This window comes from Guptibacillus spartinae, from assembly GCF_028610625.1.
Lineage (GTDB): Bacteria > Bacillota > Bacilli > Bacillales > Guptibacillaceae > Guptibacillus > Guptibacillus spartinae.
The window spans coordinates 348,947-369,443 of record NZ_JAQQWU010000001.1; the positions used below are offsets into that span (position 1 = coordinate 348,947).

22 protein-coding genes are annotated in these 20,497 nt (G+C 39.7%); 15 read left to right on the forward strand and 7 right to left on the reverse strand.

The annotated features are described in order from the left end of the window. Positions 1-25: 25 nt before the first annotated feature. Together rnjA and PQ511_RS01875 are read right to left on the reverse strand one after the other, a co-directional pair. On the reverse strand, positions 26-1,693 hold the full coding sequence (gene rnjA, locus PQ511_RS01870; protein ID WP_194221264.1) for a ribonuclease J1: 1,668 nt from the start codon (positions 1,691-1,693) through the stop codon (positions 26-28). A gap of 3 nt (positions 1,694-1,696) precedes the next feature. After that, on the reverse strand, positions 1,697-1,906 hold the full coding sequence (locus tag PQ511_RS01875; protein ID WP_273850255.1) for a DNA-dependent RNA polymerase subunit epsilon: 210 nt from the start codon (positions 1,904-1,906) through the stop codon (positions 1,697-1,699). 365 nt (positions 1,907-2,271) lie between these two features. Here PQ511_RS01875 and PQ511_RS01880 point away from each other — a divergent pair, with 365 nt between their 5' ends. Together PQ511_RS01880 and PQ511_RS01885 are read left to right on the forward strand one after the other, a co-directional pair. Beyond that, positions 2,272-3,177, forward strand: coding sequence for a DMT family transporter (locus tag PQ511_RS01880; protein ID WP_273850256.1), 906 nt, complete (start codon positions 2,272-2,274; stop codon positions 3,175-3,177). A 49-nt stretch (positions 3,178-3,226) separates the two neighbouring features. Further along, positions 3,227-4,003, forward strand: a complete 777-nt coding sequence (locus PQ511_RS01885) for a Cof-type HAD-IIB family hydrolase (protein WP_273850257.1) — start codon at positions 3,227-3,229, stop codon at positions 4,001-4,003. A gap of 62 nt (positions 4,004-4,065) precedes the next feature. Here the strand turns inward: PQ511_RS01885 and def are convergent, their stop codons facing one another. Beyond that, on the reverse strand, positions 4,066-4,608 hold the full coding sequence (def, locus tag PQ511_RS01890; RefSeq protein WP_273850258.1) for a peptide deformylase: 543 nt from the start codon (positions 4,606-4,608) through the stop codon (positions 4,066-4,068). A 366-nt stretch (positions 4,609-4,974) separates the two neighbouring features. On the opposite strand from def, the gene PQ511_RS01895 reads away from it, so the two are divergent. The 6 genes from PQ511_RS01895 to PQ511_RS01920 all read left to right on the forward strand — a co-directional run bounded on the left by PQ511_RS01895 (position 4,975) and on the right by PQ511_RS01920 (position 11,449). Next, positions 4,975-5,646 (forward strand): YkyA family protein, encoded by a 672-nt coding sequence (locus PQ511_RS01895; protein ID WP_273850259.1) that lies wholly within the window; start codon positions 4,975-4,977, stop codon positions 5,644-5,646. A 487-nt stretch (positions 5,647-6,133) separates the two neighbouring features. Beyond that, the gene (gene pdhA / locus PQ511_RS01900; protein ID WP_273850260.1) at positions 6,134-7,216 is read left to right on the forward strand and encodes a pyruvate dehydrogenase (acetyl-transferring) E1 component subunit alpha; all 1,083 of its coding nucleotides are present in this window, start codon (positions 6,134-6,136) and stop codon (positions 7,214-7,216) included. Positions 7,217-7,219: 3 nt separating this feature from the next. After that, positions 7,220-8,197, forward strand: coding sequence for an alpha-ketoacid dehydrogenase subunit beta (locus PQ511_RS01905; RefSeq protein ID WP_165995096.1), 978 nt, complete (start codon positions 7,220-7,222; stop codon positions 8,195-8,197). A 99-nt stretch (positions 8,198-8,296) separates the two neighbouring features. Then, a complete protein-coding gene (locus PQ511_RS01910) occupies positions 8,297-9,607 on the forward strand; it encodes a dihydrolipoamide acetyltransferase family protein (protein ID WP_273850261.1) in 1,311 nt (436 codons plus the stop codon). A 4-nt stretch (positions 9,608-9,611) separates the two neighbouring features. Beyond that, entirely contained in the window at positions 9,612-11,021 is a 1,410-nt protein-coding gene (lpdA, locus tag PQ511_RS01915; RefSeq protein WP_273850262.1) for a dihydrolipoyl dehydrogenase, read from the forward strand. A 191-nt stretch (positions 11,022-11,212) separates the two neighbouring features. Then, positions 11,213-11,449, forward strand: a complete 237-nt coding sequence (locus PQ511_RS01920) for a hypothetical protein (RefSeq protein WP_273850263.1) — start codon at positions 11,213-11,215, stop codon at positions 11,447-11,449. Positions 11,450-11,525: 76 nt separating this feature from the next. Here PQ511_RS01920 and PQ511_RS01925 read toward each other — a convergent pair whose 3' ends face one another. Next, positions 11,526-13,037, reverse strand: coding sequence for a glycine betaine uptake BCCT transporter (locus tag PQ511_RS01925; RefSeq protein WP_273850264.1), 1,512 nt, complete (start codon positions 13,035-13,037; stop codon positions 11,526-11,528). Positions 13,038-13,385: 348 nt separating this feature from the next. Between PQ511_RS01925 and PQ511_RS01930 the strand changes: the two genes are divergently transcribed. Further along, the gene (locus PQ511_RS01930) at positions 13,386-14,255 is read left to right on the forward strand and encodes a polysaccharide deacetylase family protein (RefSeq protein ID WP_273850265.1); all 870 of its coding nucleotides are present in this window, start codon (positions 13,386-13,388) and stop codon (positions 14,253-14,255) included. A 16-nt stretch (positions 14,256-14,271) separates the two neighbouring features. On the opposite strand, the gene PQ511_RS01935 is transcribed toward PQ511_RS01930, so the two are convergent. Then, entirely contained in the window at positions 14,272-14,652 is a 381-nt protein-coding gene (locus PQ511_RS01935) for a DUF1885 family protein (RefSeq protein WP_273850266.1), read from the reverse strand. A 196-nt stretch (positions 14,653-14,848) separates the two neighbouring features. On the opposite strand from PQ511_RS01935, the gene PQ511_RS01940 reads away from it, so the two are divergent. Then, positions 14,849-14,962 carry a GapA-binding peptide SR1P gene (locus PQ511_RS01940; RefSeq protein ID WP_224600258.1) on the forward strand — a complete coding sequence of 38 codons (114 nt, stop codon included), beginning with the start codon at positions 14,849-14,851 and terminating at the stop codon, positions 14,960-14,962. Positions 14,963-15,000: 38 nt separating this feature from the next. Here the strand turns inward: PQ511_RS01940 and PQ511_RS01945 are convergent, their stop codons facing one another. Beyond that, positions 15,001-16,476, reverse strand: coding sequence for an aminotransferase class I/II-fold pyridoxal phosphate-dependent enzyme (locus PQ511_RS01945; RefSeq protein ID WP_273850267.1), 1,476 nt, complete (start codon positions 16,474-16,476; stop codon positions 15,001-15,003). A 263-nt stretch (positions 16,477-16,739) separates the two neighbouring features. Here PQ511_RS01945 and PQ511_RS01950 point away from each other — a divergent pair, with 263 nt between their 5' ends. Continuing rightward, positions 16,740-17,699 (forward strand): NAD(P)H-dependent flavin oxidoreductase, encoded by a 960-nt coding sequence (locus PQ511_RS01950; protein ID WP_273850268.1) that lies wholly within the window; start codon positions 16,740-16,742, stop codon positions 17,697-17,699. Positions 17,700-17,713: 14 nt separating this feature from the next. Next, positions 17,714-17,986: a UPF0223 family protein gene (locus PQ511_RS01955; RefSeq protein WP_273850269.1), complete on the forward strand. Its 273-nt coding sequence runs from the start codon at positions 17,714-17,716 to the stop codon at positions 17,984-17,986. A gap of 24 nt (positions 17,987-18,010) precedes the next feature. Here the strand turns inward: PQ511_RS01955 and PQ511_RS01960 are convergent, their stop codons facing one another. Next, the gene (locus PQ511_RS01960; RefSeq protein WP_273850270.1) at positions 18,011-18,640 is read right to left on the reverse strand and encodes a YktB family protein; all 630 of its coding nucleotides are present in this window, start codon (positions 18,638-18,640) and stop codon (positions 18,011-18,013) included. A gap of 261 nt (positions 18,641-18,901) precedes the next feature. Here PQ511_RS01960 and PQ511_RS01965 point away from each other — a divergent pair, with 261 nt between their 5' ends. From PQ511_RS01965 to PQ511_RS01975, 3 genes are all read left to right on the forward strand, one after another. Beyond that, the gene (locus PQ511_RS01965) at positions 18,902-19,090 is read left to right on the forward strand and encodes a hypothetical protein (protein ID WP_226658479.1); all 189 of its coding nucleotides are present in this window, start codon (positions 18,902-18,904) and stop codon (positions 19,088-19,090) included. 91 nt (positions 19,091-19,181) lie between these two features. Continuing rightward, on the forward strand, positions 19,182-20,024 hold the full coding sequence (locus PQ511_RS01970; protein ID WP_273850271.1) for an inositol monophosphatase family protein: 843 nt from the start codon (positions 19,182-19,184) through the stop codon (positions 20,022-20,024). Next, complete coding sequence (locus tag PQ511_RS01975; RefSeq protein ID WP_273850272.1) at positions 20,021-20,482, forward strand: GNAT family N-acetyltransferase; 462 nt, start codon at positions 20,021-20,023, stop codon at positions 20,480-20,482. Before PQ511_RS01970 ends, PQ511_RS01975 begins: the two co-directional genes overlap by 4 nt. Positions 20,483-20,497 lie beyond the last annotated feature (15 nt).

The window sequence follows — 20,497 nt, forward strand, 5'->3', positions numbered from 1 at the left end:
TTTCGACAGGCTGCTTTTTATTTTATTAGATTTCCATAATGATCGGAAGGATCATCGGGCGACGCTTCGTTTTTTCGTATAGGAAAGGTGCTAGCGTATCTGTAATTTCATTCTTAATTTCAGACCACTGGCTTGTACGCTTTTCCATCACGCCGTTAAGGTGTTTTGATAAGAGCTCTTGAGCATCATTGATTAAATCACCGGATTCTCTCATGTACACAAACCCACGAGAAATAATGTCCGGACCAGAAAGAATCTTAAACTCTTTCATGTTAATGGAAACAACCACAATAACAAGACCTTCTTCAGAAAGAATTTTACGGTCTCTTAGGACGATGTTTCCGATATCACCAATACCTTTACCATCTACATAAACAGATCCAGAAGGAATTTTGCCGCTAATCGAAGCTTCATTTTCACTTAGTGCCAGAACTTCACCGTTATCCATGATGAAAGAATGGTCTTGTGGAATGCCACAATCCTGTGCAAGTTTCGTATGCATCTTAAGCATGCGATACTCACCGTGAATCGGCATAAAGAATTTAGGCTTAATGAGACGAAGCATTAGCTTCTGCTCGTCTTGACCACCGTGACCAGAAGTATGGATGTCACTTAATTTATGGTGAATGACATCAGCACCTGCACGAGATAGTTGGTTAATGATTCGCGATACACTTACCTGGTTTCCAGGAATAGGTGAAGAAGAGAACACAACCGTATCTCCAGGAATGATTTGAATTTGACGATGAGTGGCATTGGCAATACGTGATAGAGCAGCCATCGGTTCGCCCTGGCTTCCTGTACAAAGAATAGTCACTTTGTTTTCCGGAAGACGATTGATTTGATTTGCATCAATAAACGTATCTTTAGGTGCATTAATGTACCCAAGTTCCTGACCAATTGTAATATTGGATTCCATACTGCGTCCGAAGACGGCCACTTTACGACCGTTTTCAACTGCTGCTTCTACAACTTGTTGAAGACGGTGAATATTCGATGCGAATGTTGCAAAAATAACACGTCCGTCCACTTTTCTAAAGATGTCTTGAATGGTTTCGCCTACGCGACGTTCTGACATGGTAAAGCCAGGAACTTCACTATTTGTACTATCAGAGAGAAGAGCAAGCACGCCTTCTTTCCCGATCTCAGCCATCTTTGTTAAGTTGGCTGGTTCGCCAACAGGAGTGAAATCGAACTTGAAGTCTCCTGTATGAACGATGTTACCAGGAGGTGTTTTCACCACAACACCAAAGGAGTCTGGAATACTGTGAGTCGTTCTAAAGAACATGACCGATGTTTTTCTGAATTTGATAATGTCTTCTTCTGTGATTTCATTTAGTGAAGCGCCACGAAGAAGGCCATGCTCTTCAAGTTTATTACGGATAAAACCTAATGCTAGCTTACCACCATAGATTGGTACATTAATTTCACGAAGTAAATAAGGGATGCCGCCTATATGGTCTTCGTGTCCGTGAGTGATAAATAACCCTTTGATTTTATCCTGGTTTTTAACGAGATAAGAATAATCAGGAATAACGTAGTCAATCCCTAATAATTCTTCTTCTGGAAATTTAATCCCAGCGTCAACAAGAATAATTTCATCCTGAAACTGAATACCGTACATGTTTTTACCGATTTCTCCGAGTCCACCCAAAGCGAACACGGCTGTTTGATGATTTTTAACAAATTTCATAGTCTATACATTCTCCAATTCAAAGTGCTCTGATTTTTGCTCAAACGCTAGGAAGTCATCTTCCACAGTTTGAATAAATTCAATATTAAGGTTGCGGTCCTTTAATTTGTAGCGAACTTCCCGTTCAGAAGTAGCCTCTACGTAAAGGCTCATTGTTCGCTCTCTTACAGGAACCTCCTTTTTTGTCTCTTGATAAAATACTTTATAAATCATTCTAAATCTCTCCTTAACTCAGACAATTTGTGTGCATCTTCGTTTATTATATAGGAAATTGGTTTCTTTTTCATGTTTCTAACCACATTTCCATAAGAAATAGGAGAATTTGCACGAATTTAAGGGTAGAAAAGGTTAATCAATGGAATATTTAGGCTGTGGAAAAAGCATGTTCCTCCACGTTTTTTTTAATTTGCGCTTCATTTTTCGATACATTGAGCTCATCCTTTCTTTTTTTATGCCTATCCCTATTATTGTTCACTGGGTAAAGAAATAGTTTGGAAAAAGATGGAGAGTTTTAAGGACAGGTTTTTCTATTTCATGTAACATAGTGAGGATAAGTTAGCTTGGAAGGAGAATGAGAATTGAAACTATATGGGGCGCTTATTTCATTAAGCTTAATATGGGGCATGTCTTTCATGTTCATTAAATTGATTGTTCCATATGTGGGACCGTGGGGCGTGGTGTTTTTTCGGTGTTTGCTTGGTGCCCTAGCGATTTTGATTTATTTAGTGGTAAAAGGAAGATTAAGAAAGTTAAAGGGAAAGCTAAAGTGGCGAAGTCTTATTTTAGTAGGTATTATGAATGCCCTCATTCCGTGGGGAATGATTGCACTGAGTGAGGAGCGCATTTCAAGTAGCCTCGCCTCAACCTTAAATGCTACGACGCCATTATTTACAAGTATTCTTGGAGCTGTTTTATTTGGCCGAATACTATCTTTTAAGCAATGGTCTGGTATTCTTGTTGGATTTATTGGGGTTCTTTTTTTAATTAATCTTGACTTCCAAGCTTTGTTACAAGGCGAGTGGAGAGGGATTTTACCAATGCTAATCGCCACGTGTTGTTATGGTTTCGCTTCACAATACACAAAAAAGTATTTAATAGGAGTACCCGTCGATGTATTATCATTCATTACTTTAACGAGTGGGGCAATTGGTGGGCTTTTGATAATGCTTGTTAGTGGAGAGGGGGCTATTCAGTTTACGATGCTGCTTCAACGTGATATTCTAATATCGCTAATTGGACTAGGTGTGTTTGGCTCAGGTCTTGCTTATTTGCTTTTCTACTATATGATTCAACATGGTAGTGCAGAGTTTGCGTCGTTAGTGACCTACCTTGTTCCTGTCACTGCCTTAATCTGGGGAGGCCTTTATTTAAATGAGACGATCACGCTACCAATGATTATAGGTTTGCTAGGCGTGTTTACTGGCGTTTATTTATCTGGTAAACAACAAAGAGTAGAAACGAAGAATATAAGCGAATCAGCCTGACGTTATCAGGTTTCTTTCGTTGAATAAAAGTGGAAACAGGTGAATGAAGATGCATAATGAAAAAATTGTTTTCTTTGATATTGATGGCACACTTCTAGATCATGATAAAAAAATTCCGCCTTCAGCGCGCGAATCCTTAAAAAAGCTCACAGACAACGGCGTGCATGTGGCGATAGCAACAGGCAGAGCACCGTTCATGTTTGCCGATTTAAGAGAGGAGCTTGGAATTGACACGTTTATTAGCTTTAACGGTCAATATGTAAAGCACCAGGACAAAGTCGTGGTAACAAACCCGTTAAGTCGGGATGAAATTACGGCTCTTGAAGAAGAAGCAAGAAAAAATGGGCATCCAATGGTTTTCCTTGATCATGAAGCGATGATGAGTAACCATCACGATCACCCACACATTATGAAAAGTATGGATGATCTTAAAATGCATTATCCTGGGTATGATCCTTCCTATTATCATGATAGAGAAATTTATCAGGCCCTTCTTTTTTGCCAAAGTAAAGAAGAGACTGGTTATCGTAATGCGTATGGGAATTTGGACTTTATTCGTTGGCATGACTATTCAATGGATGTCATTCCACCGGGAGGCTCAAAAGCACGAGGGATAGAAGCTATGATTGATCATCTTGGATTTAAACGAGAAAATACGTATGCATTTGGGGATGCATTAAATGACCTTGAAATGTTAAAGTTTGCAGGGACCGGAATAGCAATGGGAAACGGTTATGATGAAGTGAAAGAAGTAGCTGACATCATTACAGATCCAGTAGATGAAGATGGAATTAAAAAAGGATTAGAAAAAGTAGGCTTATTATAAAAAAAGGGGGGCGCCGTATAAAACGGTGCTCCCTTTTTTTCAAATTCAAGAACGTATCTTGTTTATCGGCCTAAAGGCGTTAATTCATTGGCTTCTTCGTTGTTAATACGATCATAAAACATAATACCATCCAAATGATCAATTTCATGTTGCACAACAATGGAAGGAAGGCCCTTCAATCTTAGCTTGAGCGGATTACCTTCAGCATCAACGCCCTTGACTGTAATTCGCGCATATCTTGGTACAGCCCCAGGCACTTCTCGATCAACTGATAAACAGCCTTCGCCGCCATCTAAATAAGTCTTCTCCACGGAATGGCTAATGATTTTGGGATTCATGATTCCATAACTATATTGTGTACCCCTTTGATCCGTGACATGTACTGCAATCATGCGTTTGCTAATACCGATTTGCGGGGCAGCAATCCCAATACCTGAACGCAACTCATACTTTAAAGCTGTTTCAGGATCCTGACTATTGATAAGAAATTGTAGCATTTCCTTTAACGTTTGTTTTTCATCTTCAGTTGCAGGAAGGGAAATCTCAGTTGCAACTTCAGTGAGAATCGGATCTCCTTCTCTACGGATATCTTTCATTGTTAGCACGATGATTCACTCCTATTCAAACGGTCTACCATAAGTATATTCAACTTTTTGTAAGGGTTAAAGCATTTGCTCTTCTCCTTACTAGCTGATTTTGAAATGTAAACAAGTGATTCCTTACTTAGCGTTAAGTGGAACCTTACAATAGTGATAGTTTAGCATAACACCCCTTAACAGGAAATCCTATTCCACGTTTTCATGAAAGAGAGCATGTAGCTGTTTCTTTGACGGTTGGAAAAAGCGATGTTAAAACTTCTTTAACTATCCTCTATAGATTGAAATGGAGTATTCTATTGAGTTCTGTATTATGGTATAGTAATCAGGGATGTAAATATTATGGAATGAATTGGATATGTGGGGGGACTTTTTTTGCTACGTAAATATCGTTTAGGAATACTTTCTCTATTTTTCTGTTTTCTAATGGTTGGATTAGTCGGTTGTCAATTTGGTGGAAGCCCAGGAGAAAAAATGTACGACCACCTTGAAGAAGCTGTAGCTCTTGAAGATCAATTTAGAGAACAGCAAAAACCTTTAGCGAAAGCAGAAAAGAAGGAACAAGACATTTATAATGAAATTGTTGCATTAAGTATGGAAGAATTTGATCAGATTGAAAAGCTTTCGAAAGAAGCAGAAGGCAACGCAGATCAGCGACTTGAGTACTTAAAAAAAGAAAAAGAAAGCATTGATGAAGCTTATGAAGAGTTTGAAGAGGTAAAGGATTTAACAGAAGACCTTGAAGCTGATGCAGCTAAGAAAGACGCCAAAAACTTGATCAACATTATGGATAAGCGTTATGAAGCTTATGGAAAGTTACATAAGGAATACAAAGCAGCTGTCGAACAAGACAAAAAGTTATATAGCTCATTACAAGATAAAGAACTTACTTTAGAGCAGTTGCAGGACCAAATCAAATCGGTTAATGAAAAATATGGTAAAGTTGCTGAGCATAAAGAAAACTTTAACAAATATACGTCAGAGTTCAACGAAGCGAAAAAAGCTTTTTATGAATCAGCTGAATTGAACGTAAATTACGGGGAATAAAAAAACCGCTCAAATGAGCGGTTTTTTTCTATAGATAAATGCCAAAAGCTGAAAAACTGGTATTTCCATTCGTAAAAGAAGTATTCTCCTCCTAATAATTGACACTGATACAGTATCTTCAAACAGAATGTAACAGTTTTTCTTTTCCTGCTTTACATGCGTTTAATAAATCAATTAATTGACTTGAAACTTACTGTATTGTAAACTTAAAAACGAACTTACTCATGAAGAGAAGCACTCCCTTAATCTTACTGATACAGACTATTATTCGCAGTAATACATAGCACTAGGGATTATTTCTCCAGAATTAAGGGTATGACATTGAGTGTTGTCTTAAGTAATGCAAATTAATGAATGGTATTTGTCATTTAATAACGTTGAAATGGACATGCTAGTGATGTCTGTAAACTGAACGACCCACTCACAATTGCAACATTTGCAATTCAATAATCTATCTCTTTATGAATGAAAGGATGAGGTGAAAGGTATGGGAACTAAAACCATCGAAAACATCGAAGGCCAATTCGAAATGTTCCAGATTCTAAATGAAAATGGCGAAATCGTTAATGAAGAAGCAATGCCTGAACTATCAGATGAGCAGCTTCAAGAATTAATGCGCCGCATGGTGTACACACGTATTCTTGATCAACGTTCAATTTCGTTGAACCGTCAAGGACGTCTTGGCTTCTACGCACCAACTGCAGGACAGGAAGCTTCACAGCTAGGAAGTCAATTTGCTCTTGATAAAGAGGACTGGATTCTTCCAGGTTACCGTGATGTACCACAGATTATCTGGCACGGTCTTCCATTATATAAAGCATTCTTATTCTCACGTGGTCACTATGTAGGAAACCAGGCTGACGGCCTGAATGTATTGAGCCCTCAAATCATCATCGGTGCTCAAATTACACAAACTGCTGGTGTTGCACTTGGACTTAAGAAAAAAGGTAAGAAAAACGTAGCAATCACTTACACTGGTGATGGTGGTGCGTCTCAAGGGGATTTCTATGAAGGAATGAACTTTGCAGGTGCTTACAGTGCTCCAGCAATCTTTGTTGTGCAAAACAACCGTTTCGCAATCTCTGTTCCAGTTGAAAAGCAATCTGCAGCGAAAACAATCGCTCAAAAAGCAGTTGCGGCTGGTATTCAGGGTGTTCAAGTAGACGGTATGGACGTTCTTGCAGTTTATAAAGCAGTTACTGACGCTCGTGAGCGCGCAATTAACGGCGAAGGTCCGACACTAATTGAAACAATGACTTACCGCTATGGACCACATACAATGGCTGGTGACGATCCAACTCGCTACCGTTCTGAAGATCAAGATAGCGAATGGGAAAAGAAAGATCCAATTGTTCGTTTCCGCAAGTATCTTGAGAGCAAAAACCTTTGGTCTGAAGAGAAAGAAAACGAAGTAGTCGATAAAGCGAAGGAAGAAATCAAAGCTGCAATCAAGAAAGCTGATAGTACTCCTAAGCAAAAAGTAACGGATCTTATTTCAAACATGTACGAAGAGCTTCCACAGAACCTTCGTGAACAATATGAAGAATATAGTGCAAAGGAGTCGAAGTAAGCTATGGCGCAAATGACAATGATTCAAGCAATCACTGATGCGATGCGTACGGAGTTGAAAAATGACGAGAACGTACTCGTGTTTGGTGAAGACGTAGGTCAAAACGGCGGCGTTTTCCGTGCGACAGAAGGACTTCAAAAGGAATTTGGCGAAGATCGCGTATTCGATACTCCGCTTGCTGAATCTGGTATCGGTGGTATGTCTATCGGACTTGCACTAACTGGATTCCGTCCAGTACCTGAAGTTCAGTTCTTTGGATTTGTATATGAAGTAATGGATGCTATTTCTGGTCAAATGGCACGCCTTCGTTACCGTTCTGGTGGCTCTTTCCATGCGCCAATCACAGTTCGTTCACCATTTGGTGGTGGCGTTAAAACACCTGAACTTCATGCGGATAGCCTTGAAGGTCTAATGGCTCAACAGCCAGGACTAAAAGTTGTAATTCCTTCAAACCCATATGATGCTAAAGGACTTCTTATTTCTGCGATCCGTGATAACGATCCAGTTATTTTCCTTGAGCACATGAAGCTTTATCGTTCTTTCCGTCAGGAAGTTCCTGAAGAAGAATACACAATTGAAATTGGTAAAGCTGAAGTGAAACGTGAAGGTACTGACATCACAATCGTAACTTACGGTGCGATGGTACAAGCTTCTCTTAAAGCTGCTGAAGAGCTTGAAAAAGATGGCATCAGTGCAGAGGTTATTGACCTTCGTACCGTTAGCCCACTTGATATCGATACAATTATTGGATCTGTTGAAAAAACAAATCGTGCAATTGTTGTTCAAGAAGCTCAGAAGCAAGCTGGTATTGCGGCTAACGTTGTTGCAGAAATTAACGACCGCGCAATTCTAAGCCTTGAAGCACCAGTTCTTCGCGTAGCTGCACCTGATACTGTATTTGCATTCTCAGCTGCTGAAGATGTATGGCTTCCTGATCACACTGATATCATCGAAAAAGCTACACAAGTTGTTAATTTCTAATTAACCTTTTATAAAAAAACATGAAGTGAAGCCGCATCCTGCGCTTCGCTTCAGATCTTATATCAGCAAAATTTTTCTACAATTAGGAGGCGAAATCCCGTGGCATTTCAATTTAAGATGCCGGATATCGGTGAAGGTATCCATGAAGGCGAAATCGTAAAATGGTTTGTTAAATCCGGAGATGAAGTAAAAGAAGACGATATTCTTGCAGAAGTGCAAAACGACAAAGCGGTTGTTGAAATTCCTTCTCCAGTAGATGGAACTGTTAAAGAAGTTCACGCTGAAGAAGGCGCAACTGTAATTGTTGGAGACGTAGTGATTACTTTTGATGCTGAAGGATATGAAGATGCTGAAGAAGAACCTGCAGCTGAACAACCTCAAGCAGAAGAAGAAGCTCCAAAAGCAGAAGCTAAATCAGAAGCGAAAGAAGATAGTGCTGGATCAAAACCTCTTCCTGAAGATGACGAAGAAACTGATCCTACAAAACGCGTAATCGCTATGCCTGCTGTACGTAAGTATGCTCGCGAAAATGGCGTAAGCATCTCTAAAGTATCTGGTTCAGGTAAAAATGGTCGTGTTGTAAAAGAAGACATCGACAAGCATATGAACGGTGGAGGCGAAGCAGCTTCTGAAGCGCCAGCAGCGTCAGAAGAAAAAGCTGAAGCGAAGCAAGAAGCGACTGCATCTGCACAACCACAAGCATCTGCTCAACCAGAAACTCGTGAGAAAATGAAAGGTATGCGTAAAGCTATTGCAAAAGCGATGGTTAACTCGAAGCATACTGCACCACACGTTACTCACATGGATGAAGTTGTTGTAACGGATCTTGTTGCTCACCGTAAGAAGTTCAAACAATATGCTGCAGACAAAGATGTGAAGCTAACTTATCTTCCATACGTTGTAAAAGCGCTTGTTTCTGCACTTCGCGAATTCCCAATGTTGAATGCGTCAATTGATGATTCTACTGAGGAAATCGTACACAAGCATTACTACAACATCGGTATCGCTGCTAACACTGACGCTGGACTCGTTGTTCCAGTTGTGAAAGAAGCAGACCGTAAGCCACTTCTTAATGTTTCATCTGAAATTAATGAGTTGGCTAAAAAAGCTCGCGATGGTAAACTATCAGGGGACGATATGAAAGGTAGCACATGTACAATTTCTAACCTGGGATCTGCTGGTGGTCAATGGTTCACACCAATCATCAACAACCCGGATGCTGCTATTCTTGGTATTGGTCGTATTGAAGAGAAGCCGGTTGTTATCGACGGAGAAATCGTTGCTGCACCTGTGCTTGCTCTATCAATCAGCTACGACCACAGACTTATTGATGGCGTAACAGCACAACTTGCTCTTAACCACATCAAACGTCTGTTGAACGATCCACAACTCTTAATGATGGAGGCGTAATAACATGGTAGTAGGAGATTTTCCAATCGAATTAGACACACTTGTAGTAGGAGCTGGACCAGGTGGATATGTTGCTGCAATTCGTGCAGCACAGCTTGGTCAGAAAGTTGCCATTGCTGATAAAGGAACTCTTGGCGGAGTATGCTTAAACGTTGGTTGTATTCCTTCTAAAGCAATGATCAATGCATCTCACAAATATGAGTCTGCAAAGCATTCCGATGATATCGGAATCACTGCTGAGAACGTAAGCGTGGACATGAAAAAAGTTCAGGAGTGGAAATCTTCTGTTGTTGACAAGCTTACTGGTGGCGTAGCAGGACTTATGAAATCAAATAAAGTTGAAGTAATTAGCGGTGAAGTTTATTTCGTCGATAAGAACACAGTTCGTATCATGGATGAAAAGAACTCTCAAACGTATACATTCAACAACTGCATCATCGCAACTGGTTCTCGTCCAATCGAACTTCCAAGCTTTAAATGGAGCAAGCGCGTTATTTCTTCAACAGGGGCACTTGCACTTGATGAAGTTCCTAAGAAAATGGTTGTGATCGGCGGCGGATACATTGGAATTGAACTTGGTACTGTATATGCAAACTTCGGTACTGAAGTAACAATCCTAGAAGGTACGAAGCAAATTCTACCTGGATTCGAAAAACAAATGAGTTCTCTTGTTTCTCGTCGCCTGAAGAAGAAAGGTAATGTAGAAATCATTACTGAAGCTCTTGCACAAGGCGTTGAAGAAACAGAAGAAGGCGTAACCGTAACAGCAGAAATCAAAGGTGAAACGAAATCGTTTGACGCTGATTATGTTCTTGTTACAGTTGGCCGTAAGCCAAACACAAATGAAATTGGTCTTGAAGAGCTTGGCGTTGAAATGACGGATAAAGGTCTTGTGAAGATCGACAAGCAGTGTCGTACAAACTTCGATAACATCTATGCAATTGGTGATATCGTAGAAGGTCCTGCACTTGCTCATAAAGCTTCCTACGAAGGTAAAGTAGCAGCAGAAGCGATTAGCGGTGAAAGCTCTGTGATTGATTATCTTGCAATCCCAGCGGTTGTTTTCTCTGATCCGGAACTCGCTTCAGTTGGCTACACTGAAAAAGAAGCAAAAGATCAAGGATTCGATGTGAAAGCATCTAAATTCCCATTCGGCGCTAATGGCCGTGCATTGTCTCTTAATGACAGTGAAGGATTTATGAAGCTTATCACTCGTAAAGAAGATGGCCTAGTGATCGGTGCTCAAATTGCTGGTCCTAACGCTTCTGATATGATTGCTGAGCTTGGTCTTGCAATTGAAGCTGGTATGACAGCTGAAGATATTGCACTTACAATCCATGCTCACCCAACTCTTGGAGAGATTACTATGGAAGCTGCTGAAGTAGCTCTAGGTACTCCAATCCATATTGGTTAATTAGCAAAAGCTCCGAAGACATGTGTCTTCGGAGCTTTTATATATTATTCAGGGTTACATAGGTAGGGTTCATTAGCAGTTCATCATGAACCTAAAGGTATAAGAGAGATGATTAGCAGTCATGAAAGTGAATTGGGAGAGGATTCGGACATACATATTAGGATAGACGCTTATTGGTGGGAGGGCTGTTCATGTATGGACGAGTTATTTTTACTCAGGTCTTGATTTGGTTCGCTTACTATATGATTATTCATTTTTCACCACATGACCATGTTGGTTATAAGATTGTATTATTTCTTGTTTTTTTATATCTCAATTGGACGGTTTCATTTCAGTTATTAAAAAGAGAAAAAGAACTTTTCATTCTTCTCATGATGACAACCTTTGGATCATTTGTTATAGAAGTTCTTTTCTTCGTAATCGCATAAAGAGTATGTAACTATTGCGAAACGGTCATAAAGCGCCAAAAAAACGCACTACCAATTGTGGTAGTGCGTTTTTTTATTACTTTGATTGATCTTTGTGAGGCGGTCTAGGCGGAATTTTTTCATCTTTAAAGGCCTTTACAAGAGAAATGATCATACCAATAATGATGATTGCAAATGGAAATGCAGCTATGATTGACGCCGTTTGCAGGGCTCCAAGACCACCAGACCAAAGCAATACTGCTGCTGCAGAAGATTGAATGACACCCCAAGTTAATTTCACTTTAGTGGATGGATTCATGCTCCCGTTTGTGGTTTGCATACCAAGTACAAACGTTGCAGAGTCAGCAGATGTAATGAAGAATGTACTGATAAGCAAAATGGCAATGATGGACATGATGGTTCCGAGTGGATATTGCTCAAGGACAGCAAATAGAGCAACTTCCATTCCTTGGTTATTAATAATGTCATAGATACCTGTGCCTGCCATATCGAGAGAAATAGCCGATCCTCCAAATACAGAGAACCATAGAGCACCGAAAATGGTTGGAACGAGAAGGACACCTAAAACAAATTCTCGAATTGTTCTTCCTTTCGATACGCGGGCAATAAACGTACCGACAAAGGGTGCCCAGGCAATCCACCATGCCCAGTAGAAGATCGTCCAACTCTGAATCCAAGACGACCCTTCAAATGGTCTCATACGTAGACTCATGCTAGGAAGGTTTTGAATGTAAGAACCAAGCGTAGATGTAAAGAGATCCATAATAAAGTTTGTTGGTCCTGCAAAGAGCAAAAAGAACATGAGTAAAATGGCAAGTACGATATTTGTATTACTTAAATATTTAATTCCTTTTGAAATGCCTGTTGAAGCAGAAATCATATAAAGTACTGTAACAATTAAAATAATGATCAATTGGGTAGTAAACGAATTTTCAATGCCTGTTAAATAAGAGATTCCTCCACCAATTTGGGAAGCTCCGAATCCAAGTGAAGTTGCTACACCAAATACAGTAGCAATAACAGCAATGACATCAATTAACGTACCAATTGGACCTTTTACTCGTTCACCTAAAATCGGGTAGAAAATCGCACTAATTAGGCCAGGAGCACCTTTTCTAAATTTAAAGAATGCTAATGCAAGGGCTACAACTGTATAGATTCCCCAAGGATGTAGACCCCAGTGGAAGAAACTATACTGAAACGCGAGTCGAGCAGCTTCATCAGACTGACCAGCTGCACCAGCTGGAGGATCATAATAATGGAACATTGGTTCTGCTACGCCCCAGAAGACAAGACCAATTCCCATACCAGCAGAGAAAAGCATGGCAAACCACGTAATCAGGTTATACTCAGGAACATCGGTTTCCTTTCCGAGTCGAAGTCTCCCGTATTTCGAAAAAATAAGGTAGATCGCAAAAATAAGAAAGCCTGACGCTGCTAATAAATAAAACCATCCGAACTTCACCTGAAGAAAGCTTTGAAGCGAGGATGTCGTTGTATCTAATGAATCTGGAGAAATGGTTCCCCAAGAAATAAAAATAAGAGACAATACGACAGAGATTATAAAGACTGCTGTAAGCTTATTCAAATTTCATCATCACCTTTCTAAATATTTTCATTACTATTCACCCGAGAAATTTCTTTATAAATAAGAAATAGAAGCTTGTGTATTCAATGTTACCTTGCGGTGTGAAAACTATGCAGAAAAGTGCTCTATTCCCTATTATTGACAGGCTTCATAACGGATCGCCAAAATTGCCACGTTTTCTAGTATATTTGTTGAAATTAACGTTGTAAAGGAAAATACCATGTCAGAACGTTAGTCAGAATTGTAGGATAATAAATAGGAATTTGTTGGTTAATTGTGACATTCTGCTCTTTCTCCTTCTACGTAATTGGTTTATGATGGAATGAGACTACATAAGGGGAGAGAGAAATGACAAATACTTTAAAATGGATGACGTTGGCACTTCTGCTTTTTGCAGCAGCTTGCTCAACAAATGCAGGATCAGAAACAAATAGCACAGCTAACAGTGCAAGCAATAATGAACAAGCTTCAAACGAAAAAGAGGCGAACGAGGGCACATCTAATGCAGAAACAGATTCAGAAGAAGCAAACGATGGCGAAGAACAAAAGAAACAAGAAGAGGCTACTGCCAAAGAGACAGAGCCTGAATATCGCTTAAATGAAGCATTTTGGGGATTTGAACCGATAAATGATGCTCCAGCTGAAGCCGTTCTCTTAACGATTGATGATGCACCAGACAAAAATGCAGTTGAAATGGCAAAAACATTAAAAGAACTTGATGCGCCCGCCATTTTCTTTGTTAATGGGCACTTCATTGATACTGAGGAAGAAAAGGCTAGATTAAAGGAAATTCACGACATGGGCTTTGAAATTGGAAATCACACGATGACCCATGCTGATTTGAAATCTTTATCTGAAGATGAGCAAAGAGAAGAGATTCTGAAGTTAAATGACATGATTGAAGAAGTAATCGGGGAAAAGCCGAAGTTCTTTAGAGCTCCTTTTGGTTCAAACACTGACTTCTCTAAATCACTTGCTGAAGAAGAAGGCATGCTCGTGATGAACTGGACTTATGGATATGACTGGGTAAAGGAATATCAGAATAAAGCAGCCATTACAGACATCATGGTGAATTCCCCACTTCTTCAAAACGGGGCTAACTTACTGATGCATGACCGCGATTGGACAGCTGCCGCTTTGAGTGACATTGTTAAAGGTCTTCGAGACAAAGATTATGCATTGATTAATCCGAAGGAAATAGAACCACTACAAAAATAAACAGCCTATTGGCTGTTTATTTTTTTGTGTATAACATTTTTCTTCCATTAAAAAGAATAAGATCAGCTTTCAATTTAGTAGCAAGAAATTTAGATAGTTCATTTGCTTTTGCTTTATCTCCGTGAGTCGAATAATCGGGTAAAACAATCTGTAGGGTATTGTTTATAATTCCTATGACAATTGTTCGAAAGTCATCGTTTTTTCCTTTTAAATAGAACCAATTGCCTGACTCCGCTTTTTCAACAAGGGAATAAGGGAAAGCGAAGTTGCCGTACGACCAGGATAGTTGTTCACCAGTTTTGGACGTAATATCCATGTAGTAAGTAAGAAGGCTTTTAACATGATCAAGAGAAAGAGCCTCATCTGTAGTCGGAGTGAGATAAGCGCTTTGTGGCATAAAAATCCTCCTTTCTTCATCTCTATAAGTGTACAATTAAAATAGTTTTCTGACAATTGCTATATAAGAACACATATTAACGCTAAAAGAATACAATGTGATATACAATATAGTGTTGACAAAACAATTGTGACACACTATTATGGAATTAAGCGAAACGGAAGCGTTTTCAAAACTAACTTAAGGGGTGTTGAGAATGGGTATTATCATTTGCCAAACTTGCGAAAAAACGATTGATCACGTTATGGAAGAGAAAGTAAGCACGCTTTACAGCAGATGCCCAGAATGTAATAAGAAAGATAAGAAATAATTCTTAATAAACAAAAGAGGCGGCCACTTGGGCGCCTCTTATTTAATAGCTTTGTATTCTTTAATAACTCGAATAAATTTTAATTCGTCATCTTCCGGTCCTTGAACGGGAAGTCCCGCTTCAATATTTTCCTCAATGTACTGCAAATTTTCTTCCGTGATAATTTCTCCAGGAATAAAGATTGGAATGCCTGGAGGATATACCATAACGAATTCGGCTATGACACGTCCAGCAGACTCACTAAATGGGATGATTTCCGTTTCGGAATAAAAAGCATCCCTTGGTGAAACGGCCAGCGTTGGGATATCAGGCGCATGAACATCAAATTTTTCAGCAACAGTACCATCCGACCCTTTGAACGCTTCTACCATATCCTTTAAAGCGTAGACGAGAGCATCGACAGATTCTCCATCATCACCAGGCGTTACAATACAAAGTAAGTTATACAAATCTGAAAGCTCTACTTCTAGATTCGCTTCCTTTCGCAGCCATACCTCCGCCTCATAGCCTGTAATTCCTAAATCATGGACAGAAATAATGAGTTTTGTTGGGTCATAATCATAGGTGGCATTAGTACCGAGAATTTCATTTCCAACACAGTAGAGTGGGGAGATTTCATTAATTTGTTTTCGTGCTTGCTCGGCTAGTTGGATAGCATTTTCTACTAATTCGTACCCTTCCATAAAGAGTCTCTTTCTTGCAACATCAAGAGAAGCGAGAAGAATATAAGAAGTAGAGGTCGTTGTTAACATACTAATAATGGTTTGCACGCGTTTAGCTGAAATAAGCCCTTCTTTTACATTGAGAACAGAGCTTTGCGTCATAGAACCGCCAAGTTTATGGACGCTGGTTGCTGCCATGTCCGCGCCTGCTTGCATGGCGGAAACTGGTAAGCGATCATGGAAGTGTATGTGCACTCCGTGTGCTTCATCTACTAAAACGGGTACGTCATATGCATGGGAAATGGAGACAATTTCTTCTAGGTTTGCTGAGATACCAAAATAAGTTGGGTTAATCACAAGTACCCCTTTTGCATCTGGATGTTGTTCAAGTGCTTTCTTAACGGCTACTGGGGTAATGCCATGCGAAATGCCGAGCTTAGGATCAATTTCAGGATGAATGAACACGGGCGTAGCCCCTGAAAAAATAATCGCAGACATAACCGATTTATGAACATTTCTTGGTACGATGATCTTATCGCCAGGAGAGCAAACGGTCATAACCATTGTCATGATCGCTCCACTCGTACCTTGAACGGAGAAAAATGTGGCATCGGCCCCAAAAGCTTCCGCTGCTAAATCTTGTGCTTGTTTAATCATGCCATTTGGATGATGAAGATCATCAAGTGGCTGAATGTTTATTAAATCAATTGATAGAGCATTATCACCGATGAATTCACGGAATTCAGGATCCATTCCATTTCCTTTTTTATGACCTGGAATATGAAATTGAATCGGATTTTTATTTGCGTGATTCACTAAACCAGTGAATAATGGTGTTTCGTTTTGTTGCAAATCAAGCACCTCTTTATTTATACTTTAGTATGCTAAGCTTCTTACGATCGATTGTAAAAAGCGAAATGGCTTTTCGATAGCCGTATTTGAATAAGTAGCTGTTCAAGGTCAACGAGAACATTTTCTTCCTTAAACAAACTGAGTATAATCACATGAGTGCTATTTTGCAAGTTTTATTTTATTGTTTGAACGTCTATTGTGCTTTTGGAAGAGGAGATTCTTTTTCCTTCTCGAAATGGATTATGAGAAGGAGAGGATAAGGGATGAAATGGAATACGCGCATAACTGAGTTGCTAGGTATTCAGAGACCGATTGTTCAGGGTGGACTTGCTTACCTTGCTTATCATGAGTTAGCTTCTGCTGTTAGTAACGCCGGTGGACTTGGTCAGCTCACAGCCATGTCTATGGAGTCGGCAACGCAGCTTAAAAAAGAAATCAATCTTACAAGAAGTCTTACCGATCAACCATTCGGAGTTAATTTTGCTATTGGCCAACACGGGAGACCTTTTGAACACATGCTCGAAGCCGCTATTCAAGAAGGCGTGGAAATCATCTCGGTAACGGGTGGAAATCCTAAACCCGTCTTTGAACTTGTAAAGGGAACGAACGTAAAAGTACTTGTGTTAACCGCTGGTAAGCGACAGGCCATTAAGGCAGAAGAGCTTGGCGCAGCTGCTGTTATGGTGGTTGGACAAGAAGGAGGGGGGCACCTTGGAAAGGAAGATACTGGTACGATGGTACTCGTGCCTCAAGTTGTTGATTCAGTTTCCATCCCCGTTATTGCATCCGGAGGAATAGGAGATGGACGGGGCTTGATGGCATCACTTGCACTTGGCGCTGAAGGAGTAGAAATGGGAACACGATTTATCGCTACAAAAGAGTGTACTCACGCTCATCAAGGTTACAAACAACGCTTGTTGCAGGGCACTGAGACCGATACAATGATTATAAAGCGAAGCCTAGGAGCGCCTGCGCGAGTTATCCGAAATGTGTTTGCTGAACAAATTACGAGGATGGAAGCAAGTGGTGGAGGATATGAACTACTAAAAGAATACATAAGTGGTGAAGCGAACAGAAAGTTTATATATGAAGGAAAAGAAGAAGAAGGGTTTGCATGGGCAGGTCAGGTGATGGGAAGAATTCATGATGTCCCTTCAGTAAATGAGTTATTTGAACGTATGGATCAAGAAGCAAATGAAATTCGAGTAAAATGGCAGCAGTAGAGAGGAGTGAGAAAATGGAAGTGCACTATCCCATTTCAATTGATTGGAGTAAAGAAGAAGTCATTAAGGTGGTACAATTTTTTGAATTAATTGAGCAAGCATATGATCGTGGTGTCCATAAGGGTGAATTAATTAGTAGCTATCACGCATTTAAAGATGTCGTCCCCTCTAAATCAGAGGAAAAGCAAATCTTTAAGCAATTTGATCATGAAACAGGATACTCTACTTATCATGTGGTGAAAGAAGCGAAACAAACCGAACGTGAAAAAGTAAAAATGGCAAAATAAAAACCAGGGGAGAACCCCTGGTTTTTATTTTGTGGCTTGGAGTGAAAGATGATAAAACGGCATAAGCGTCTCAAAAGTGTTTTTTACTTCATCAATATATTGTTCCCCATTTTGCAAGAGGGGATCATTGCTTGCAAAATGACGTCCAACAAGAAACTCCCCTTTTTTTACATCTCGAAAGCGTGTTAGGACTTTCTCAAGTTCTACCTCTATGATTGGCTGACTGGCCGTTTTCTTTGTATGATCAGTCGAAATCCAATAGGACTCAGGGATGTTTGTTTGAAGCTCATTCATATGCTCCAGAAGTAGTGATGCCATATGTGGTTTTCCAGGTAACTCGTAAATATAGGCAAGCCACACAAACACGTGATCATCGAATAAGCCAATTTGAAAGTGAGGATGCATTTTATACCCTCGCTTATTATGAGAAAATGCCATCCATGTATCAACTGGCGGGTTCTTTGTTCTTCTAGCATGCCTAGCAATGTGAAGGTACATTTCATTACCTGCAAGAATTTCAAGGTCACTTTTTAGATCTTCACTAATGGCAGCAAATTTTGGTTGGATTCGATCCTGAATGGCTTCCATTCTTGCATCAAGTCCTTCGATTTGAAAGGCGTTAAAATCGTGTTGAGTAAATCCCTTAAATGACATAATATCCTCCATTGCGACAATATTTTATACGTTTATAGTAACATAGAACTGCAATTTATATGAAAAGTGACGATTGATGTGTAACGATAGGTTTGAAAAAGAAGCAAAAGAGGAAAAATAGTAACAAATATAGAGGTTGCATAGTGAGCAAGTCAGGCATAGGATATAGTAATCAAAGCAGAAATATCAGAATATTCCGTCTTATAGGTTTCTCTGATAACCATGACTGCTTAATCGAAAAGAAGAGGGGTGTAGGTTACCATGAAACAGGTGATTCAGTCATTACAAAGAAACGAAGCAGAGAAGCGGATTCCGGTATTGAGAATGGAAATTGACTATGAGCTGGCAACGCTACACGATGCAATGACGGCTAGTGATCAAGATGAAATGACAAGATGTAAAGTGAAGCTTGAAGAGCTTCGTAAAGAAATGGTTAGATTAGAAGCTTAGTGAAGCGAACCTTGCAAAAAGGTTCGTTTTTTCTTCTTTTCCTGTCATAATAAGAAATAGAATGAAATTTAAGGTAAAAGGAGATCGAACCATGTCACAGCAGACGAACTGGAATCAAGTATATGATGATACTATCAGATGGATTAGAGAAGCAGGTAATGAGATTGTGTCTTCCTTTACGACATCCTTTAACATTGAGTCAAAAAGCAATCCAAATGATCTCGTTACAGATATTGATAAGCAAACTGAAAAATTTTTCATTGAGAAAATTAAAGGTACATATCCAACTCATCGTATCATGGGAGAAGAAGGATTTGGAGATGAAATAGAGGATTTAGATGGTGTTATTTGGTTTCTCGATCCAATCGATGGAACGATGAATTTTGTTCACCAACAAACCAATTTTGCAATATCGATCGGCATTTACGAAGACGGCATAGGAAAAATGGCCTTTATCTATGATGTAACAAAGGACGAGCTTTATCATTGTAAGAAAGGTTCTGGCGTTTACTTGAATGAAGAACGGATAAGACCATTAAAGCAAACAAATCTTTCGGAATCACTACTAGCGATAAATGCAACATGGGTAACGGAGAATCACCGTATCGATCCTCGTACTTTCTCGCCACTTCTCAAAAAAATTAGAGGAACACGATCCTACGGAAGTGCTGCGATTGAAATGGCCTACGTAGCAGCAGGTCGTCTCGACGGATATGTTTCTTTACGACTGGCCCCCTGGGATTTTGCTGCAGGTAAACTGTTGATTGAGGAAGCGGGTGGTGTTTGTACAACAGTTGATAACAAGGAAATCGATTTGTTAGACAAAAACACCATCTTTGTTGGTACTCAGTTATTTCACACACAAGTTCAAAAAGACTACATCCAACCCGCACTTGATCAAAACTTCTACTTAAGGGCGCCTTCTACAAAATGAGATATGTGACGAACCACCATTTGAATGAACGCTTCGCTGAACTTCTTTTTAAATGGACGACCGAAGATGAATCATGGTTGATGGAAGAATTCGGTCGAATTCCGGTTGTAGAAGACATGCTTTCCTATTTCCAAACCTATGAAGGAATAGGGTGTGAATTTAGACTTTGGTACAAAAATGATGCACCTGTAGCCATTACAGCTGTTCTAGAACGGGCTCCATCGAATCAAAAGACATGGTTAGGAATGATTGTTGTTGATCCGTCTCAGCGGTCAGCAGGGATAGGGCGCACTGTTATTCATTCCATATTATCTGAAACGAGAGAAGTGTTGTTTGCTGGTATTCCATATGATAGGAATGGGTGGAGTGTATTTTTGGGGAAATGTGGATTTGAACAATATAATGTTGAAGGGGAAGAAAAAAAGTATTTAATCTTCGTTCACCCTAATGAAATATAAATAAAAAAAAGGCGT